Annotated in this window: 19 protein-coding genes; 10 read left to right on the top strand and 9 right to left on the bottom strand. The window is 63.8% G+C overall.

The window, feature by feature from the left end; all coding sequences use genetic code 11:
* Window positions 1-44 precede the first annotated feature (44 nt).
* A complete protein-coding gene (locus tag BRA1253DRAFT_RS15015) occupies window positions 45-1,268 on the bottom strand; it encodes a polyhydroxyalkanoate depolymerase (protein ID WP_007595596.1) in 1,224 nt (407 codons plus the stop codon).
* A 182-nt stretch (window positions 1,269-1,450) separates the two neighbouring features.
* Between BRA1253DRAFT_RS15015 and BRA1253DRAFT_RS15010 the strand changes: the two genes are divergently transcribed.
* Window positions 1,451-2,107 carry a glutathione S-transferase family protein gene (locus tag BRA1253DRAFT_RS15010; RefSeq protein ID WP_007595595.1) on the top strand — a complete coding sequence of 219 codons (657 nt, stop codon included), beginning with the start codon at window positions 1,451-1,453 and terminating at the stop codon, window positions 2,105-2,107.
* 278 nt (window positions 2,108-2,385) lie between these two features.
* Here BRA1253DRAFT_RS15010 and BRA1253DRAFT_RS15005 read toward each other — a convergent pair whose 3' ends face one another.
* The gene (locus BRA1253DRAFT_RS15005) at window positions 2,386-2,610 is read right to left on the bottom strand and encodes a hypothetical protein (protein ID WP_007595594.1); all 225 of its coding nucleotides are present in this window, start codon (window positions 2,608-2,610) and stop codon (window positions 2,386-2,388) included.
* A gap of 181 nt (window positions 2,611-2,791) precedes the next feature.
* Here BRA1253DRAFT_RS15005 and BRA1253DRAFT_RS15000 point away from each other — a divergent pair, with 181 nt between their 5' ends.
* Window positions 2,792-3,145 carry a hypothetical protein gene (locus BRA1253DRAFT_RS15000; protein WP_007595592.1) on the top strand — a complete coding sequence of 118 codons (354 nt, stop codon included), beginning with the start codon at window positions 2,792-2,794 and terminating at the stop codon, window positions 3,143-3,145.
* 9 nt (window positions 3,146-3,154) lie between these two features.
* Here the strand turns inward: BRA1253DRAFT_RS15000 and BRA1253DRAFT_RS14995 are convergent, their stop codons facing one another.
* On the bottom strand, window positions 3,155-4,258 hold the full coding sequence (locus BRA1253DRAFT_RS14995) for a mandelate racemase/muconate lactonizing enzyme family protein (protein ID WP_007595590.1): 1,104 nt from the start codon (window positions 4,256-4,258) through the stop codon (window positions 3,155-3,157).
* Between the two features lie 179 nt (window positions 4,259-4,437).
* Here BRA1253DRAFT_RS14995 and BRA1253DRAFT_RS14990 point away from each other — a divergent pair, with 179 nt between their 5' ends.
* The 5 genes from BRA1253DRAFT_RS14990 to BRA1253DRAFT_RS14970 all read left to right on the top strand — a co-directional run bounded on the left by BRA1253DRAFT_RS14990 (window position 4,438) and on the right by BRA1253DRAFT_RS14970 (window position 9,221).
* A complete protein-coding gene (locus BRA1253DRAFT_RS14990) occupies window positions 4,438-5,271 on the top strand; it encodes an AraC family transcriptional regulator (RefSeq protein WP_007595588.1) in 834 nt (277 codons plus the stop codon).
* Window positions 5,272-5,405: 134 nt separating this feature from the next.
* Window positions 5,406-6,332 carry an SMP-30/gluconolactonase/LRE family protein gene (locus BRA1253DRAFT_RS14985; RefSeq protein ID WP_007595571.1) on the top strand — a complete coding sequence of 309 codons (927 nt, stop codon included), beginning with the start codon at window positions 5,406-5,408 and terminating at the stop codon, window positions 6,330-6,332.
* A gap of 200 nt (window positions 6,333-6,532) precedes the next feature.
* Window positions 6,533-7,126 (top strand): GNAT family N-acetyltransferase, encoded by a 594-nt coding sequence (locus BRA1253DRAFT_RS14980; RefSeq protein WP_007595568.1) that lies wholly within the window; start codon window positions 6,533-6,535, stop codon window positions 7,124-7,126.
* Between the two features lie 15 nt (window positions 7,127-7,141).
* Window positions 7,142-8,788 carry a GMC family oxidoreductase gene (locus tag BRA1253DRAFT_RS14975; protein ID WP_007595566.1) on the top strand — a complete coding sequence of 549 codons (1,647 nt, stop codon included), beginning with the start codon at window positions 7,142-7,144 and terminating at the stop codon, window positions 8,786-8,788.
* A 61-nt stretch (window positions 8,789-8,849) separates the two neighbouring features.
* Window positions 8,850-9,221 carry an immunity 53 family protein gene (locus tag BRA1253DRAFT_RS14970; RefSeq protein WP_007595565.1) on the top strand — a complete coding sequence of 124 codons (372 nt, stop codon included), beginning with the start codon at window positions 8,850-8,852 and terminating at the stop codon, window positions 9,219-9,221.
* 387 nt (window positions 9,222-9,608) lie between these two features.
* Here BRA1253DRAFT_RS14970 and BRA1253DRAFT_RS14965 read toward each other — a convergent pair whose 3' ends face one another.
* Window positions 9,609-10,538, bottom strand: coding sequence for a LysR family transcriptional regulator (locus BRA1253DRAFT_RS14965; RefSeq protein WP_035993424.1), 930 nt, complete (start codon window positions 10,536-10,538; stop codon window positions 9,609-9,611).
* A 92-nt stretch (window positions 10,539-10,630) separates the two neighbouring features.
* Here BRA1253DRAFT_RS14965 and pcaH point away from each other — a divergent pair, with 92 nt between their 5' ends.
* Window positions 10,631-11,419, top strand: a complete 789-nt coding sequence (pcaH, locus tag BRA1253DRAFT_RS14960; RefSeq protein WP_007595562.1) for a protocatechuate 3,4-dioxygenase subunit beta — start codon at window positions 10,631-10,633, stop codon at window positions 11,417-11,419.
* Between the two features lie 4 nt (window positions 11,420-11,423).
* Window positions 11,424-12,050, top strand: coding sequence for a protocatechuate 3,4-dioxygenase subunit alpha (gene pcaG / locus BRA1253DRAFT_RS14955; RefSeq protein ID WP_007595560.1), 627 nt, complete (start codon window positions 11,424-11,426; stop codon window positions 12,048-12,050).
* An 18-nt stretch (window positions 12,051-12,068) separates the two neighbouring features.
* Here pcaG and BRA1253DRAFT_RS14950 read toward each other — a convergent pair whose 3' ends face one another.
* Entirely contained in the window at window positions 12,069-12,680 is a 612-nt protein-coding gene (locus tag BRA1253DRAFT_RS14950) for an NYN domain-containing protein (RefSeq protein ID WP_007595558.1), read from the bottom strand.
* A gap of 361 nt (window positions 12,681-13,041) precedes the next feature.
* A complete protein-coding gene (locus BRA1253DRAFT_RS14945) occupies window positions 13,042-13,947 on the bottom strand; it encodes a helix-turn-helix domain-containing protein (protein WP_007595556.1) in 906 nt (301 codons plus the stop codon).
* 48 nt (window positions 13,948-13,995) lie between these two features.
* Here BRA1253DRAFT_RS14945 and pobA point away from each other — a divergent pair, with 48 nt between their 5' ends.
* Entirely contained in the window at window positions 13,996-15,168 is a 1,173-nt protein-coding gene (gene pobA / locus BRA1253DRAFT_RS14940; protein ID WP_007595554.1) for a 4-hydroxybenzoate 3-monooxygenase, read from the top strand.
* Between the two features lie 34 nt (window positions 15,169-15,202).
* On the opposite strand, the gene BRA1253DRAFT_RS14935 is transcribed toward pobA, so the two are convergent.
* The 3 genes from BRA1253DRAFT_RS14935 to BRA1253DRAFT_RS45875 form a co-directional block, all read right to left on the bottom strand.
* Window positions 15,203-17,353 carry an adenylate/guanylate cyclase domain-containing protein gene (locus BRA1253DRAFT_RS14935; protein WP_007595552.1) on the bottom strand — a complete coding sequence of 717 codons (2,151 nt, stop codon included), beginning with the start codon at window positions 17,351-17,353 and terminating at the stop codon, window positions 15,203-15,205.
* Between the two features lie 18 nt (window positions 17,354-17,371).
* A complete protein-coding gene (locus tag BRA1253DRAFT_RS14930) occupies window positions 17,372-18,043 on the bottom strand; it encodes a hypothetical protein (RefSeq protein WP_007595550.1) in 672 nt (223 codons plus the stop codon).
* Between the two features lie 155 nt (window positions 18,044-18,198).
* Entirely contained in the window at window positions 18,199-18,324 is a 126-nt protein-coding gene (locus tag BRA1253DRAFT_RS45875; RefSeq protein ID WP_256375805.1) for a hypothetical protein, read from the bottom strand.
* Window positions 18,325-18,437 lie beyond the last annotated feature (113 nt).

Raw genomic sequence — 18,437 nt, 5'->3', positions numbered from 1 at the left:
CGCGTTGAAGTTCGCTCGTGACGTACGGGCCAGGGGCTGACGGGTTACGAATTCACGTGCACGAAATCCCGCAGCAGCGGGTAGATCTCGTTGTTCCAGCGCTTGCCCGAGAACACGCCGTAATGGCCGACGCCAGCCTGCATGTGGTGGACGCGGCGGTAGGCGCGCACGCCGGTGCAGAGGTCTTGCGCGGCCAGCGTCTGGCCGATCGAGCAGATGTCGTCCTTCTCGCCCTCGACCGTCATCAGCCCCATGCGGCTGACGGCCTTGGTGTCCACCGGACGTCCCCGATGCATCAGCTTGCCCTGGGGCAGAAGATGCTCCTGGAACACGTCGCGCACGGTCTCGATGTAGAACTCGGCAGGCAGGTCCATCACGGCGAAATATTCGTCGTAGAAGGTCTTGATGCTGGCCGCCTTCTCCTTCTCGCCCTTGGCGATGTGATCGGCGAGATCGATGTGCTGCTTGATGTGGCGCTCGAGATTCATCGAGACGAAGGCGGTGAGCTGCACGAAGCCGGGATAGACTTTCCGCAAGGCACCGCGGCACTGCATCGGCACGTAGTTGATCAGGTTCTGCTCGAACCAGTCGATTGGCCTGCTCTTGGCGAATTCGTTGACCCTGGTCGGCTGGATGCGCGTGTCGATCGGGCCGGCCATCAGCGTCAACGTCGCCGGCCGCGAAGGATGGTTGCCCTCGCACATGATCGCTGCGGCCGCGAGCGCCGAGACCGAGGGCTGGCAGATCGCGACCATATGCGGGCGCGGGCCCAATTGGCCGAGGAAGTCGATGAGATGCTCGGTATAGTCGTCGAGCCCGAAACGGCCCTCGCTGCGGGGAATGTCGCGCGGATTGTGCCAGTCGGTGATGTAGACGTCGTGGTCCTGGAGCAGCGTCTTCACGGTGCCGCGCAGCAGCGTCGCGAAATGGCCGGACATCGGCGCCACCAGCAGCATGCGTGGCTGCTCGCCCACGCCCTCCTTCTTGAAACGCAGCAGCGAGCCGAACGGGGTCGCGTAAGCGATCTCCTCGGTCACGGCGACCTCGCGATTGCCGACCATGACGCTGTCGATGCCGTAGGCGGGGCGGTGATAGGTGAGGGTGGAGCGGGAGATCAGCTCCAGCGCGGCCGACAGCCGGCCGACGACCTGATCCGACAAGCCCTGCGGCACCAGATTGAGGAATTTGAGCGCGGACGAAGCGCCCGACCGCCACGGCGCCGTCAGGTCCATTTGGTTCTGAAAGGCCTGATAATACATCGACATCATACTGAAACGCCCACCTGTCCCGTGCTGCTATGCAATATCGGAGCCAAACCCGGGATGGGCCGCCCTCAAGATTGGCACGTCGCTTGCTGCTCTTTTTGCGGGAAGCACAGGCACTGCGCACTCCCGCAGTCCGGGCGGGGTGCATGTCTTAGGCGTGAGTCACAGGCGTGAGGGAAGGCCACATGGCGAAGGCGACACTGACCATCAGCAGCAAGAACTATTCGTCCTGGTCGCTGCGTGGCTGGCTGCTGACGAAATTTTCCGGGCTCGATTTCGAGGAGATCGTCACCGCGCCGGACGACGCGTCGGCGCGCGCCGAAATCCTGCTGTTGTCGTCGTCGATCCTGGTGCCGTGCCTGCGGCACGACGGCGCGGTCGTCTGGGATACGCTGGCGATCGGCGAATATCTCAACGAGGCGATGCCGAATGCAGGGCTGTTGCCCGCGGATCGCGTCCAGCGCGCGCATTGCCGCTCGATCTGCGGCGAAATCCATTCCGGCTTCACCACCTTGCGCGCCTCGCTGCCGGTCAATTTGAAGGGGCACTTCCCCGGCTTCAAGATCTGGTCGCGCGCGCAGGCCGACATCGATCGCGTCTGGGCGATCTGGCGCGACTGCCTGGACAAATCGGGCGGGCCCTTCTTGTTTGGCGAGACCCGCACCATGGCTGACGCGATGTACGCACCGGTAGTGACGCGCTTCGTGACCTATAACGTCAAGCTCGAGCCGCAACTGCAGGCCTATGCCGATACCATCATGGCCATGCCGGAGATGAAGGAATGGATCGCGGCGGCAAGGGATGAGCCGGCCGAGATCGAGGAGCTCGAGGTCGAATATTAGGCAGGCCGGCTGCCATCTGCCTGTTTTGGGAGCGAGCATCCAACCGCCGCACCCAGCCGTCATGTCATTGAAGCCGTTAACTTTTGACGCCGGTGGCCGGCTGGCCCTGCTCAGGCGCTGCGCAGATATTGTGTGCGCCTGGTGGCCAGTTGCGACATCTAGCCGTGAACAGGCGCGTACGGGGCCCTGCGGCTGATTCGGACGTGATTCGTTCGGGCCGCGTTCCGAAGGTTAAGACGGGACGCGGCCCCGTTGCATTTTGAGACAGAAATCAGTGCTCAGGCCACGCCCGAATGCTTCATGCGCGGGACGCGCCAGCCGATAACGGTAGCTTCGACTGCGACACCAGCCGTGTGGTTCTGCCAGCGTCCCTCGACATAGCGGCAGGCGAACGGCAGCTGATAAGTCCCGCTGTGGTCCTCGCACAGCACTTCGACTGCAAGGCCAGGCGGCGGTTCTCCGGCGCCGTCGAATTCCGCCAGTCGTCTGTCGCGCGTTGCCATCAAAAACTCCCCTAAACAAAGCCGCGAAAGGAGCGCCCATTTCCTCCGCGTGCAGATCATCGCTCCCCGTCCGAGGGAACAGCCGCAAGCTCAACGCGAGAATGCGGTGCGAGTGTGGTAGCCTCGACAGGCTGCGTGCAAAAAGCGCACATTGCCGTGATTGATTTGACGAGGAACCTGCATGCTGCTTCGAAGCACCGGCGCTTGTTTCGCGATGGTACTCGCCACGCTGGCGATTGTGTCGGTCCGCGCGCAGGACGTGCCCGGCATCGAGATCTGCACCGTCGAGAAGACCATGGAGCGCCGCACCAGCTGCCTCCAGAGCAATGTCGACTTCCTCCAGAAGACGATCACCAAGCTGAACCTCGATCACCAGCAGAAGCTGGACGCCGCGGCTCGCCAGATCGATGCGTTGAAGACGACCGTGGCCGGTTTGCAGAAGACGCTCGGCGATCTCCAGGCCGCGCAGGCGAAGACCGCCGAGGATGTGAAGAAGAAACAGGATGCGCCGCCGCCAAAGGATGCGGCGAAATAGCCGCCGCGCTCAGGCGACGCGATATCGCTCCATCACGCTGCGATCGGGCTCATGGCCGAGCCCAGGTCCGGTCGGCACCGCGACATGGCCGGTGGCATCGACATCGGCGCGGCCGCCCCAGAGGCAGGCCTCGCGCTTCAGGTAAAACATCTCGACGAACCCGTCGTCGCGCCCCGCCAGGAGATGCAAGGTCGCCAGCAGGCCGGGGCCGAAATACGGGGAGTGCGGAACGACCTTGACGCCGACCCGATCTGCGAGCGCTGCAACCTTGAGAAATTCCGTGATGCCGCCGACCTTGATCACGGACGGCTGGGCGTGGCTGACCGCGCCCGCATCCATCATCTGGCGAAATTGATATTCGGTGCAGGCGTTCTCGCCGGCGGCGACACCGAGCCCGCCCTTGCTGCGGACTTCGGCGAGCGCCGCAAAATCCTCCGGCGGCCAGACCGGCTCCTCCAGGAACATCGGCTGCGCGTCCCGGCATGTGCTGGCGAACGCGATCGCCTCTTCGCCTGATAGCGGGCAGTTCATGTCCACCATCAGCGGAATGCCGGGCCCGATCGCCGCGCGGGCGGCAAACACCGCCGGCGCCGTGGTCTCGTGCAGCTTGATGGCGCCGTAGCCGAGCGCGAGCGCCTTCTTGCATTCGGCGGCGATATTGTCGGGCGAGCCGATCCGCAACAGGCTCGCATAGGCCGGAATGGCCGGGCGCCTGGTGCCGCCGAGCAGGCGGTGCAGCGGCACGTCCTTGATCTTGGCGGCGAGGTCCCACAGCGCGATGTCGAGCCCGGAGATCGCGAACATGGTGATGCCGTAACGCCCGAACAGATGCAGGTTACGCTGGATCTGCTCCATGACCGCGGGAATGCCGGCGGCATCGGGAACCTCCAGCCCGCGGGCCTGCGGTGCGATCATTTCCTCGACGGCACTGCGCGTGGTGCGGGGGCAGACATAAGCAAAGGCATCGCCCCAGCCTGTCAGCCCGGCGTCGGTGGTGACCTCGACGATCACCATGTCGAGGGCGGTGATGGCGGAAGCGCCCTGACGGAAGCTCGCGACACCGGCGTCATAGGGGATGCGGATATGGTGCGGCCGCACATCGGTGATCTTCATGACACGGTTCCTCCTGCTTTCTTATGAGCGGTTTCAAGAACAACCCGAGTGTAGCCATGAACGCCCGGACGTTGCCAGAGGCTGGTCCGGCGTTATCCTCTTGCGGGACCGCAACGCCGATCAAGCGAAACCCGCGGACTTCCATGCATCATGGTCGCGCTTCGAACGAGAGAAACGCCATGAACCCAGCCCAGCGCGCGCTCTGGTATGTCGAGAGCCATCTGGCCGAGCCGATGACGCTCGACGAGATCGCTGCGATATCGGGCGTGTCGCGGTTCCACATCGTGCGCGCGTTTGCCGCAGCCACCGGCCTGCCGGTGATGCGGTACGTGCGCGCGCGGCGGCTGAGCGAAGCGGCGCGCAGTCTTGCGAACGGCGCGCCGGACATCCTGTCGCTGGCGCTGGAGGCGGATTACGGCTCGCACGAAGCATTCACCCGCGCGTTCCGCGACCAGTTCGGCACCACGCCCGAAGCGGTGCGGGCCGCGCAATGCACCGGCCATCTCAAGCTTCAGGAGCCGATCCTCATGGACTCAACCATCGCAGACAAACTCGCCACCCCGCGCTTCGAAACCACAAGGGCCTTCCTCGTCGCAGGCATCAACGAGCGCATCTCCTGCGACAACGGCGCGGCCATTCCTGGACTGTGGCAGCGCTTCCACCAGGAGGTCGCCGACATTCCCGCGCGCGTTGGACCCGTCGCCTATGGCGTCTGCTGCAACGGCGACGATGCCGGCAATTTCGACTACATCGCCGGCGTCGAGGTCGCCGATTTCTCCGAGCTGCCGCGCCGCTTCGGCCGTATCCGTATCCCCGAGCAGCGCTACGCGGTGTTCACCCACGCCGACCACGTCGCCTCGATCAGGCGTACCGTCAACGCGATCTGGAATCAGTGGCTGCCGGCCTCCGGCCTGAAGGCTGCCGATGCACCGAATTTCGAGCGCTACGACGAGAACTTCGATCCCGCCACCGGCAATGGCGGCCTGGAGATTTGGATACCCGTGCGAGATTAGCGCGCAACGCTGGCATACCATCCCGCTTGCTTGGCAAGCCTCGGCGACTTTGTCATAACCGCAGGCAATCTTGCGTGTGGGGCCCGTGCCGGACATCCCGTGCAAGTCATAACAAGCAGCCGGGAGGGTCCCACATGTCCAACGTCCGCGTTCTCGCCACCGACCTCGAATTTCCCGAAGGGCCGGTCGTGATGCCGGACGGCTCGGTCGTGCTGGTGGAAATCCGCGGCCAGCGCCTGACCCGCATCCATCCCGACGGGCGCAAGGAGATCGTCGCGAAGATTCCGGGCGGCCCGAACGGTGCAGCCCTAGGCCCCGACGGCAAGATCTACATCTGCAACAATGGCGGTTTTTCCTGGATCCCGACCCGCAACATGATCATGCCGGGTCCGCAGCCCGACGATTATCTCGGCGGCTCGATCCAGCGTGTCGATCTGCAATCGGGCCAGATCGAAACCGTCGTGACGCGTTGCGGCGAGCACGATCTGCGCGGGCCGAACGATCTGGTGTTCGACAAGCAGGGCGGCCTCTGGTTCTCCGATCTCGGCAAGCGCCGCGCGCGCGAGATGGACGTCGGCGGCATGTACTATCTCAAGCCCGGCATGAAAGAGATTGTCGAAATCGTCCACGGCGTGTTGCCGGCAAACGGCATCGGCCTGTCGCCGGACGAGGCCACCGTCTACATCGCGGAGACGCCGACGGGCCGGCTCTGGGCCTACGAGCTCTCCGCGCCCGGCACGCTGAAGCCACGCGACGTGATCTATCGCGGCGAGCGGGGCAAACCGATCTGCGGCCTCGGCGGCTACCAGATGTTCGACTCGCTGGCGGTCGAAGCGAACGGCAATGTCTGCGTCGCCACCCTCGTCTCCGGCTGCATCTCGGTGATCGCGCCCGATGGCACCCTGGTCGAGCAGGTCCCGACCGGCGACCGCGTCACCACCAACATCGCCTTCGGCGGCCCCGAGCTGAAGACCGCCTACATCACGCTCTCAGGCAAGGGCGAGCTGATCGCCATGGACTGGCCGCGCGGCGGTTTGCCGTTGAATTTCCTGAACAAGTGAGCCAAGCCGTCATTGCGAGGAGCGAAGCAATCCGGCAGACCCTCACCCTGAGGAGCGCGCCCTTCGCGCGCGTCTCGAAGGGCGAGGCCACCAGCAGGGCCTTCATCCTTCGAGACGCGCGTGCCGCGCTCCTCAGGATGAGGAGCTGACAGCCTGGATTGGTTCGCTTCGCTCGCAATGACAACAGAGAGAGACCTGCAATGCCCTGGCCTGATCCCATCACCCTGCGCGGACAGCATGCCGGTCTGGAGCCGCTGTCGCATCAGCACCGCGAGGGGCTGATCGAGGCCGTGAAGGATGGTGAGCTCTCCACCATCTGGTACACCGCGATTCCGACGCCGGACAACATGGGCAAGGAAATCGACCGCCGGCTCGGTCTTCAGGCCGCGGGCTCGATGCTCCCCTTCACCGTGTTAGATGGCAGCGGCAAGATCGTGGGCATGACGACCTACATGAACATCGATGCCGCCAACCGCCGCGTTGAGATCGGTTCGACCTGGTATGGCAAGAGCGCGCAGCGCGGCCCGCTCAACACGCAGTGCAAGCTGCTGCTGCTCACCCACGCCTTCGAAACCCTGGACTGCATTGCGGTGGAATTCCGCACCCACTTCTTCAATCACCAGAGCCGCCGCGCCATCGAGCGCCTGGGCGCCAAGCAGGACGGCATCCTGCGCAGCCACCAGGTCGCGCCCAACGGCACGCTGCGCGACACCGTGGTCTACAGCATCACCGCGGCCGAATGGCCGACCGTGCGAATGCATTTGAATTATCAACTCAACGACAAGCCGCGCTAGAGCGGCCGAGGCACCATGGACAGATTTGATTATGTGATTATCGGCGCGGGCTCCGCCGGTTGCGTGCTCACCAGCCGGCTGAGCGAAGACCCCAACACCAGCGTCTGCGTGCTCGAGGCGGGCCCGAGCGACTGGCATCCCTACATCCATCTGCCGGCAGGCTTCATCAAGACCTTCCATATGAAGAGCATCAACTGGGCCTACCAGCAGGAGGTCGGGCCCTGGACCGGCGGGCGCAGCATCTACGCGCCGCGCGGCAAGACGCTCGGCGGTTCGTCCTCGATCAACGGCCATATCTACAATCGCGGCCAGCGCATGGATTTCGACACCTGGGCGCAGATGGGCAATCGCGGCTGGGGCTATGCCGACGTGCTGCCCTACTTCCGGCGGCTGGAGAAGCGCGTCGGCGAGGGCGAGGACGTTTACCGCGGCCGCGACGGCAATCTCACCGTTACCACCATGAACTGGCGCGATCCGCTTTGCGAAGCCTTCATGGAAGGCGCGGTGAGCCTCGGCATTCCACGCAACCCCGACTACAACGGCGCGAAGCAGGAAGGCGTCTCTTATTGCCAGCGCACCATCGATAAGGGCTTGCGCGTCTCCGGCGCCACCGCCTTCCTCAAGCCCGCGATGAAGCGGCCGAACGTGCACGTCCACACCCACGCGCACGCGACCGAGATCATCTTCGAAGGCAAGCGCGCCGTCGGCGTGCGCTACATGAAGGGCGGCTCTGGCGGCACGCCGGTCGAGGTCCGCGCCAACAAGGAAGTGATCCTGTCCGGCGGCACCTATAATTCACCGCAGCTGTTGCAGTTGTCCGGCATCGGCTCACCGGATCTGTTGCAGGCCCACGGCATCGCCGTGCGTCACGCGCTTCCGGTCGGCGAGGGCCTGCAAGATCACTACGCGCCGCGCACGGTCGCGCGCGTCAAAGACATCAGGACTATCAACGAGCTCCGCCGTGGTCTGTCGCTCTGGGTCGAAGCGCTGAAATGGGCTACCACGCGCGGCGGCCTGCTGTCGCTGTCGCCGACCATGGTCTATTGCTTCTGGCACTCCGGCGAGAGTGCGGATTCGTCCGATCTCCAGCTCACCTTCACACCGGCGAGCTACAAGGAAGGCGTGCAGGGCCAGCTCGAGGACGAGCCCGGCATGACGGTGGCCTCCTGGCAGCAGCGCCCCGAGAGCCGCGGATATGTCCGCATCCGTTCGTCTGATCCGTTCGCGCCGCCGATCATCCAAACCAACTATCTCGACGCCGAGCTCGACCGCCGCGTCATCGTCGGCGGCATGAAGCTTGCGCGCAGGCTTTTGAAGAGCGCGCCGCTGTCGCCCTATTACGCCTACGAGGATTTCCCGGGTCCCAACATCAACACTGACGACGAATTCCTGGCCGCAGCCACCGAGCGCGGCACCACCACCTTCCACCCCGGCTGCACCTGCCGCATGGGCCCGGCGGATTCGACCTGGGCGGTGGTCGACGACCAGCTCCGCGTTCACGGGGTGCAAGGTCTCCGCGTCATCGACGCCTCCGTGATGCCGCGCATGATCTCGGCCAACCTCAATGCCTCCACCATGATGATCGCCGACCGCGCCTCAGACCTCATCCGCGGCAAGCAGCCGATGGAAGCCGCGCGCGTGCCGGATGCGGCGGTGGCGTGACCTTGTAGGGTGGGTTAGCGAAGCGTAACCCACCACGCCTCTCGACGCGGAGACAAAGGAGGTGGGCTACGCTGACGCTGACCCACCCTACAAGCTGCAAGACGTAGGCGACGTGCTTGAACGACTGGAGCGCTGGTATGCGGCTCAATGCAATGGAGATTGGGAGCATACCTACGGTATAACGATCGAGACGTTGGATAATCCCGGCTGGAATTTCAAGGTGGAGCTAAGGGATACATATTTGTCCGGCCGGACTTTCGAAGAAGTTGCCGAGCCTCAATCAAGCGATCATCGGAAGTTTTTTCATTGTCGCGTGAAGGACGATGTGTTCGCGGGGGCCTGTCCTCCTGACAGGCTCGGCGAAGTCATTTCGATCTTCTTGCGCGGGGCTGAAACGCGCTCGGCGGAGCAGATCGAAAAGCTCGCAAGGTAGACCGGATGGTCCAAGCCGGTACCCGGCCTTCCCTGCACCCTCTTTGTTTGAAGGAGGTGATGGAGAGAGCATAGCTCGGGCGGATGCGCCGCGAGGATGCGATTTGAAATGCGAGTTGGAGAAGGCGATGCTCGCCCTTGCTCCGTCATTGCGAGCGCAGCGCGCAGCGAAGCAATCCAGTCTGTCACCGCGGGGGGATTCTTATCGAAAGGTCACGCGGTATGGCCCTGGCTTTCGCCAGGACGACCCGTAGGTTGCACTGTGCTTCAATTTTACGATTTCAGCCCGTATTTTCTTCGTGCAACTGCTGGTTCGCGCGCAAGGCGGCGTTTTCCTTGCGGAATCACACAGGACTTGGGTGTGGCTTATGCGTCACAGCCGGCGCGTTCAGCGGCCCGCGGCCGTCGCCGCGATGATCTCGAGCTGGTTCCTGAGCCAGCGGTGGGCCGGATCTTTCTGATAGCGCTGGTGCCAGACCATGAACATCGGCAGCTCGGCCAGGGTTCGCGTGCGCGAGGCCAGCGGTATCCGCACCTGCGCGAAGCCGTGCATCACGCCGGGCGCCAGCAGGCTCGGCATGCTCGCCAGCATTTGCGAGCCACGCAGGAAGGACGGCACGCCGGAGAAGCTCGGCACGGAGATCGCGATGTCGCGGTGGAAGCCGTTGGCTGCAAGCCGACGATCGAAGTCGAGGCGCTCATTGTCAGTGTAGACCACCGTGATGTGACGCGCCGCGAGATAGGCGCCGCGCGTAGCCGGCGCGGCACGCGCTTTGGGGTCGTAGTAACAAACGTAATGGTCTTGCAGCAGGCGCTTCTGCACGATGTCGATGCCGGACGGCGGCAGCGGCGTGATCAGCAGGTCGCAGCGGTTTTCCCGAAGCATCGCTGGCGACGGCGACTGCGAGGGGATCACGCGCAGGTTCAGGCTCCTCACTTGCGCGGCGACATGATCGAAGAACCGCGGCAGCAGCAGGTCGCGCTGGAAGTCGTTCGCGGCGATTGTCAGCGAAAGCTGCGCGCTCGCCGGCTCGAACGTGACGCCGCCGGCAAAGCTCCGCATCTCGTCGATCAGTGCTCGCGCCTTTGCCGCGAGCGCCTGGGCGTGCGCCGTGGCCACAATGCCGCGGCCGGATTTGGCAAACAGCGGATCGCCGACGATCCGCCGCAGCTTGTTGAGGGCGTGGCTGACCGCGGATTGCGTCAGGCCGAGCCGCGTTGCGGCCGCCGTCACCGAGCCCTCTTCCAGCACCGCCAGGAACAGCTCCAGCGCGTGGCCATCGAGCGCCAAATGATCGATTTTTTTCATGGAATTCATTATAATCGATCTATTTATCTTGAGAATAGCTCGCGCCATCATCTCCCGATAAATCGTGCGCCCAACGGGCGCCAGAGGGAGAGACAACGCCGATGCATGCCCAGGCGCCAGCCTTGCGGGATCCCCGCCTCAACCGCCCCGAGCCGTTCACGCCTCCGCTCGGTGACGGTGGCTTCTTCCAGCGCGACCGTTCCATGCATCCGCCGGCGCACGCGCCAGGCTACAAATCCTCGGTGCTGCGCTCGCCGCGCCAGGCGCTGCTGTCGCTTGAGACCTCGGTCTCGGAGATCACGGGGCCGGTATTCGGTCACAACGACCTCGGCCCGCTCGACAATGATTTGATCCGCAACTACGCCAAGGACGGCGATCCCGTCGGCGAGCGCATCATCGTCCACGGCCGCGTGCTGGACGAGACGGGCCGCGGCGTGCCGGACACGCTGGTCGAGTTCTGGCAGGCCAATGCCGGCGGCCGCTACCGGCACAAGAAGGACACGTATCTGGCGCCGATCGATCCGAATTTCGGCGGTTGCGGTCGCGCGCTGACCGACGACACCGGCTATTATTATTTCCGCACGGTGAAGCCGGGGCCCTATCCGTGGCGCAACTACGTCAACAGCTGGCGTCCCGCTCACATCCACTTCTCGGTGTTCGGCTCGGGCTTCGCACAGCGTCTGATCACCCAGATGTACTTTGAGGGCGATCCCCTGATCCCGGCCTGCCCGATCCTGACGACGATCCCGGACAAGGATGCGCTGGAGCGCCTGGTCGCGCCGCTCGACCTCAATGCATCGACCCCGTTCGACTCGCTCGCCTACCGCTTCGACATCGTCTTGCGCGGCCGGCGCTCCACTTACTTTGAAAATCGCACCGCAGGGAACTAGGTCCATGCCGCAGCCGCTCAACTACCTCAAGGAAACCGCCTCGCAGACGGCCGGGCCCTACGTGCATATCGGGTTGATCCCGGCCATGGCCGGATTCGACATTTTCGAGAAGAACTTCTCCAATGTGCTGGTGACGCCGAACACGCAAGGCGAACGCATCACGCTGGAGGGCAAGGTGATCGACGGCAGCGGCACGCCGCTGCGTGACGTGCTGCTGGAGATCTGGCAGGCGAACGCGGCCGGCCGCTACAACCATCCGGCCGATCGGTCGACCGGCCCGCTTGACGAGGAATTTCGCGGCTGGGGTCGCGCCGGCTCCGACTTCGAGAGCGGTCTCGTCACCTTCGAGACCATCAAGCCGGGCGCGATCATCGACAAGACCGGCCGCAAAGGCGCGCCGCACATCAATGTCTGGACCGTCGCGCGCGGTATCAACATCGGTCTCAACACGCGCCTCTATTTTTCGGACGAAGAGGCCGCCAACGCCGCCGACCCCGTGCTCAGCCTGATCGAACAGCCGATGCGACGTTCGACGCTGATCGCAAAGCGCAGCGAGCGTGGCGGCAAGATCGTGTATGCCTTCACGATCAATTTGCAGGGGCCGGAAGAGACGGTGTTCTTCGACGTGTGAGAGCCGCCGCCCGAAGGTTCACTCCACCTGGTCGCCGCGATCGATCGCTACGCGCGCGCGGAATTGCGGTGACTGACGCATCTCGCGCGATCCCGGCCGATTGGCCGGATCGCGCCCCACTTTTGGTTGCAGTTCTGCCAAATCGATGAATATGTCCGCCTGTCGGCGCAGCTCGTCGGCGACCATGGCTGGCTGAGTGGAGAGTGTGGAGACGACCGTCACGCGGACACCGAGGCGTTGCAGGGCTTCCACCAGCGAACGAAAATTCCCATCGCCCGAGAACAACACGATCTGATCGACGTGCTCGGCGAGTTCCATCGCATTTACGGCGAGGTCGACATCCATGCTGCCCTTCACCTTGCGGCGGCCGGTGATGGCGTCGACGAATTCCTTCGTGAGTTTCGTGACGACGGTGTATCCGTTATAGTCGAGCCAATCGATCAACGGACGGATTGACGAATACTCCTGATCCTCGACGACGGTCGTGTAGTAGAAGGCCCGCAACAGCGCACCTCGGCTTTGGAATTCGCCGAGCAGTCGCCTGTAGTCGATGTCGAAGCCGAGCGCCTTGGAGGTGGCATGGAGATTGGAGCCATCGATAAAGAGTGCGATCTTCTCAATCGAAGACATTATGCACAAATCTCCGGTTGTACGCGAAAGGTGGCCGGTCCAACCGCCGGGGGCGGTGTGTCGGCCGGAAAAACATTGAAGCCACCGATGGCTTGCCGAAAAAGCAGCGCAGACGACCGGACAGGGGCGGCCGTCTTGCGCCCAGGTTAGGGAGGATACAATGCCCACCGGCGCCAGGGCGCCGAATGCAGCCAGGCTAAGGCGCGCGCATTCCCTACTCAATTGTACTGAGGTAAAGGGCGCCTATCCAAAGGATAGGGCCCCATATACGAAGGTTAAGTGGCAGCGCTGGCAACAAAGGCCATTGCGGTTCCCAGCGTGGCCTTCGACCACAGGCGCGCCTGATCGATCGGCCGATGTGTCAGCCTTCCTCGCCGTGGAGCTGCGCGCGAAAGGCGCGCGGCGACACGCCCGTGGCGGCGGCATAGACCCGGCTGAAATAGGCGGGGTCCTCGAAGCCAAGCGCATAGGCGATCGTCGAGACCGGCAAATTGGTATAGACGAGGTTGCGCCGCGCCTCGCGGATCAGCCGGTTGAGGATCAGGTGCGAGGCGGTGTCGCCAGTTGCGGCCCGCGTCACCCGGTTGAGATGGGTCGGCGTGATCGACAGCGCGCCCGCATAGTCCGCGACGCTCCAGCGTTCCAGATGATGCTGTTCCAGCAGCGCCTCAAAGCGGCGGAATAGTCCGCTTTCAGCCGTGCCGTTGCCACCGCTCTCGCCAGTGAGCGCGCGGGCCACCAGCCCGATCATCGCCGCCGACAGTGCACGCAGCACATGCGCTCGGCCGAAATCGCGCGCGGCGTGTTCGGCAAAGATCTGCTTCATGGTGGTCCGGATCTGCGGCGTGCCGCGTATCACGGCCGAGCGCGACAAGGCACTTCGCAGGCCTTCAGAGGCGAGCAGCGCTTCGTCCAATATTTCCGCGGCGATGGTCAGCACCCAGCCCTGGGTATCAGGCACGAAACGGAAGCCATGGACGTGGCCGACAGGCACGTTGACGATCTGCATCGGCTTCAGCTGCACCACGCGCCCGTCGAGCGTGGCTTCGCCGCCGCCGCGCTCGATCAGCAGCACCTGGTGCAGCCGGGCATGGCGGTGCACGGCCAGCGTCCAGTCGTGCAGCACCGAGCGCGAGGCAATCGTCTCGCAATGCACGACATCGGGCAGATCGCCGGACTCGCCGAACAAATTGTAGACCCGGATCGCCGGGGCGGGGGCTGCGCGTCTCATGTTCGAATAGTACAAGACAAAGACGAAAGCCTCCATCGGTCAGCGGCGCTGAATCTGCAAGAAAGTGCCGAGGAGGACGCAAAAATGAAAGTTCAGGTCTGTATCATCGGCGGCGGGCCGTCCGGGCTGCTGTTGTCCCAGCTCCTGCACCTCAAGGGTATCGACACGGTCGTGCTGGAAAAATCCAGCCGCGACCACGTGCTTGCCCGGATCCGTGCCGGCGTGCTCGAACACGGCTTCGCCAGGCTGATGCGCGAGGCTCAGTGCGGCGAGCGGATGGACCGCGAGGGTGAGATCCACAAGGGATTCGAGATCGCCCATGATGGGGTGCTCTCCCAGATCGACCTCCACAAGCATTCCGACGGCAATTCGGTGCTGGTCTACGGCCAGACCGAGCTGACGCGCGACCTCTACGAGGCGCGCGACCGCCTCGGCGGCAACGTCGTGCACAATGCCGAGGACGTGACGCCGCATGACCTGACCTCCGACCGGCCTTACGTGACCTATCGTTCGAATGGCGAGACCGTCCGAGTCGATTGCGATTATATCGTCGGCGCCGACGGCTTTCACGGCGTCAGTCGCAAGTCGATCCCGAAGGACGTGCTGCGGGAATACGAGAAGATCTATCCGTTCGGCTGGCTCGGCGTGCTGTCGCGTACGAAACCGGTGTCGCCGGAGCTGATCTATGTGAAGCATGAGCGCGGCTTCGCGTTGTGTTCCTTGCGGTCGCAAGTGCTGAGCCGCTACTACGTCCAGGTGCCGCTCACCGACAAGGTGGAGGACTGGAGCGACGATGCGTTCTGGGCCGAGCTGAAGCGTCGTCTGCCGGACGAGGTCGGCGGCCGCCTGATCACGGGACCGTCCATCGAAAAGAGCATCGCGCCGTTGCGCAGCTTCGTCGCCGAGCCGATGAGCTACGGCCGCCTGTTTCTCGCCGGCGATGCCGCCCACATCGTGCCGCCGACGGGCGCGCGCGGGCTGAACAGCGCTGCCTCCGACATCTATTATCTCTACCACGCCATGCTCGCGCACTATCAGAACGACGATGATTCCGGGCTTCAGGGCTATTCCGCCAACGCACTGGCGCGGATCTGGAAGGCGCAACGCTTCTCGTGGTGGATGACGATGCTGCTGCATCGCTTCCCCGACCGTTCCGAGTATGAAAACAGGCTTCAGCAGACGGAGCTGGAGTATCTGCTGTCGTCCGAGACGGCGCAGCGTCTGCTGGCGGAGAATTATGTGGGGTTGCCGTTCTAGCGTGGAGTGAACCCGAAAGCGGTGCGACGCTGCGCTACTTTCCTTCTAGGATGTTCACCGGAGTCCAATCCGACCCCGGTGGATTTGTAGCGAGCGCAGTCGCGCGCTTGTCAAAAAGCGCTGACGCCGGATCCATTTCCGCCGTTCGCCCGAACGCATCAGCCGCCTTCGCAAACTCCCTTGCCCGCCAGCACGCCAGCCCTTCCGCATACGCGGCGGCAATCTTCGCCTGCCCGGCACTCTCCGTGCCCTTCTCCGCGAGGGGCTCGAACACTTTGATCGCCTCGCCGCGTCCTATCACTTTGATGGCGTCGAGCTCGCGCCAGGTGAAAGTATTGCCTGTCTGCGCGACAGTCGTTTCTGAGGCCATGATGGAGGTGCCATAATATTTGTTGGCGCCTTCGAGCCGCGAGGCGACGTTCACGGTGTCGCTCATCACGGTGTAGTTGAAGCGGCGGCGGGAGCCGATATTGCCGACCACGGCCTCGCCGCTGTTGAGCCCGATGCGGTGCGACAGGCCGCGGCCGGCGAAAGCGGCGCTGGCGGCATTAAGCTCCGCCAGCTTTGCGTGACATTTCAGCGCGGCATGGACGGCGTGGCGCGCATGCGCGGGATCGTCGGCGGGCGCACCGAACATGGCGACGATGGAATCGCCGATATATTTGTCGACATAGCCGCCATGGCTCTCGATGATGTCGGTCATGGCCGACAGATATTCGTTCATCAGCGTCACCAGTTCGCCCGGCGTCATCGTCTCGGCGATGGAGGAGAAGCCGCTCAGGTCGGAGAAGAACATCGTGACGTTGCGCATTTCGCCGCCGAGCGCCGGCATCTTGCCGGAGGCCACCATCGTCTCGATCACTTCGGGGGCGAGATAGAACGCAAAGCTCTTGCGCAGGAAACGCTCGTCACGATCGGCCAGCACGAAACGGTAGCCGATCATCATCGCGAGTGCGGCAAGGCTTGCGAGTGCCGGCTCGGTCAGCGGCAGCGCCAAGGCATGGACGAATGCACCGACGGCCACAGCGGCGTATACGGCGGTGAGGCCAAACCAGGCGATCAGTGCGGCACCCGGTGCGAGCACGCAGGCCGCGCAGGCCACGATCGCTGCGAACACGATGGTGAGAATGCTCCGCAGTGGAAAGCCGAGCTCGGTCACCGCATCGCGTTCGATCAGATTTCGCACCGCGTTGGCATGAACGAAGACACCGGCGATGTCGCTGCGGGCCTTTTGTACGGTGCTCGCCGGGGCAGGCTGGGCGCATCGTGGACCCGGCGTTCCGTCATATCCGCCGGACAGTCGCATCGAGGTGAGCTTGCGATCATCGAAATTCAGGGCGGTGCCGAGCAGCACGACTTTGCCGCCGAAGGCGCGACGGAAGAAATCGCGGTCGCCTTTTTCGACGCAGGCTCGCAGATCGGCGAAGGAGAAAGTCGGAATGTCGCGGCCCAGTCCTCGAAAATTGAGCGCCAGTGTATTCGGTACCGCACTCGGAATTGCATAACCGGACAATTCGGTCGCTCCGGACGGTGCAATCTCGGGCTTTACAGCGAGCGCGCGCGCGGCGAGCTCGACCGCCATCGCGGGGACCGGCTTGCCGTCGATCGAGAAGCTCAGCGGCATCCGCCGGATCACGTCGTCGGTGTCGGTATGGACGTTGAGGGCGCGGATATTGTTTCTCACCACCAATTGCTGCGCGCGGTCGGGCCTTTCCTGATGGTCGTTGCTCAGGATCTCGCCGAGCACCAGCTTGCCGCTGTCGGAAAGCTTCCGCAGGGCGATGAGATAGTCCCGATCGAATCCCTTGAGTCGCGTGCCCAGCGACGCGTCGCCGAAGGGAATCTCAGACTGCTCGATCGAGCTCGGGAAGATGACGTCGAAGCCGATCGCCCGGGCGCCGCCGTCGTCGATGCTGCCGAGAACCCGGCCGATCTCGCGCGTCCAGGTCTGCGTTGGCGATCCCTTGAACGGCGGAGTGTCGTAGGTCTCGCCGTCGATGGCCACGACGACGACCGGGGATGTCGCGGGATCGCGTTGGTCGCCGACGAACTTGCTGCGCAGTGCCGTGAGGATATCGAGCGACAGGCCCTGCAGCGTCTGCAACGGTGGAGACGTCACGACGGCGCCTGCAAGAAGCGCAATCAGGATCGCTGCAACGATGTCCCGTCTGCCGATCCGCCGCATCGCCCCGCCGCTAGCTGCCTATTCTAGCCGCAGCAGGCGCCCGACGATCGGCGTTGGCGACGACGTGGCGCTGGGATCGACCTGGAAGGCGTAACGCTTGGTGCCGAGGATGGCGAGATAGCTGCCGCCCGGCGTCAGCGACTTCCCGGCCTTGGCGAAGTCATAGAACTTGCCTCCGACCATCGTCTCGCTCTTGAGGGGAACGCTGATCGTGGGCTCCTTGCCATCGGTACGTTCGATCACCAGGGTGCTGCCGCTCTTGGCCTGCACCAACGGCGCGACGCCGTAGAGCGTCGGCAGCTTGGCCGGAGCGTTGCCCTTGGCGTCCGACCGCATGGTGCGGAAGGTCGTCGCGGCACTCTGGTTCGCCTCGCGCTCCGATAGTTTTGCCGCGTTGGTATCGCAGGGCACCTTTTCACGCTTGACCTCGCCGAGTTGCACGGTGCTCTGCTCGGTGCCGACCATGACGACGCCTTCGCTGATGGTCTCGCGCTGGCACGATTTGAGATAGCTGAGCGTAATGGTTGCCTTGGGCCCCAGCTTGATGATCTTGCCCGGCGCCACATAATCCATGAACGCGACACCGTCGACCTTGCCTTGCACCTCCTCGACGATGGCGGCCGGGGTCTCCGCCAAAGCGGGGGCAGCAAGACAGCACGCGCCGACAACAGCGCCGATCAGGCTTTTCATGGGAATTCTCATCCAATTCGACCGATACTTGCCCGGTCCCCGTCCAGGCCCGATGCTTAGCAGCGAAACGCCCAGGTAAGTGTGACCGGAATCACTCTCAGCTATTGGTGCACTCTATCAGGAAGAGGTTCAAACCGGCGACCGGATGGATAATTTCATTCGGCTGGGACGGCCTCGACCGGGTAGCCCTCCGCTGCACTCTCTATATCAATAATGGGCGCGAGCGTGGCCTCGGTCTTCTGATACGGCGTCGCCTGCTGACCGTCGGCGATCTCGACCACTTCCTCCCAGCGCGACAGGAAGGCTAGCTGTCACGAGCTGGCTGGAGTTGATAGCGGTTATATGCGTGCTGCCAAACGAGGTCGGCACGCCGATCGTTTTTAGCGCGGTATGC

This window comes from Bradyrhizobium sp. WSM1253, from assembly GCF_000244935.1.
Lineage (GTDB): Bacteria > Pseudomonadota > Alphaproteobacteria > Rhizobiales > Xanthobacteraceae > Bradyrhizobium > Bradyrhizobium canariense.
The sequence above is the reverse complement of the archived record's forward strand: the minus strand, read 5'-3'. Positions and strand labels throughout refer to the sequence as shown.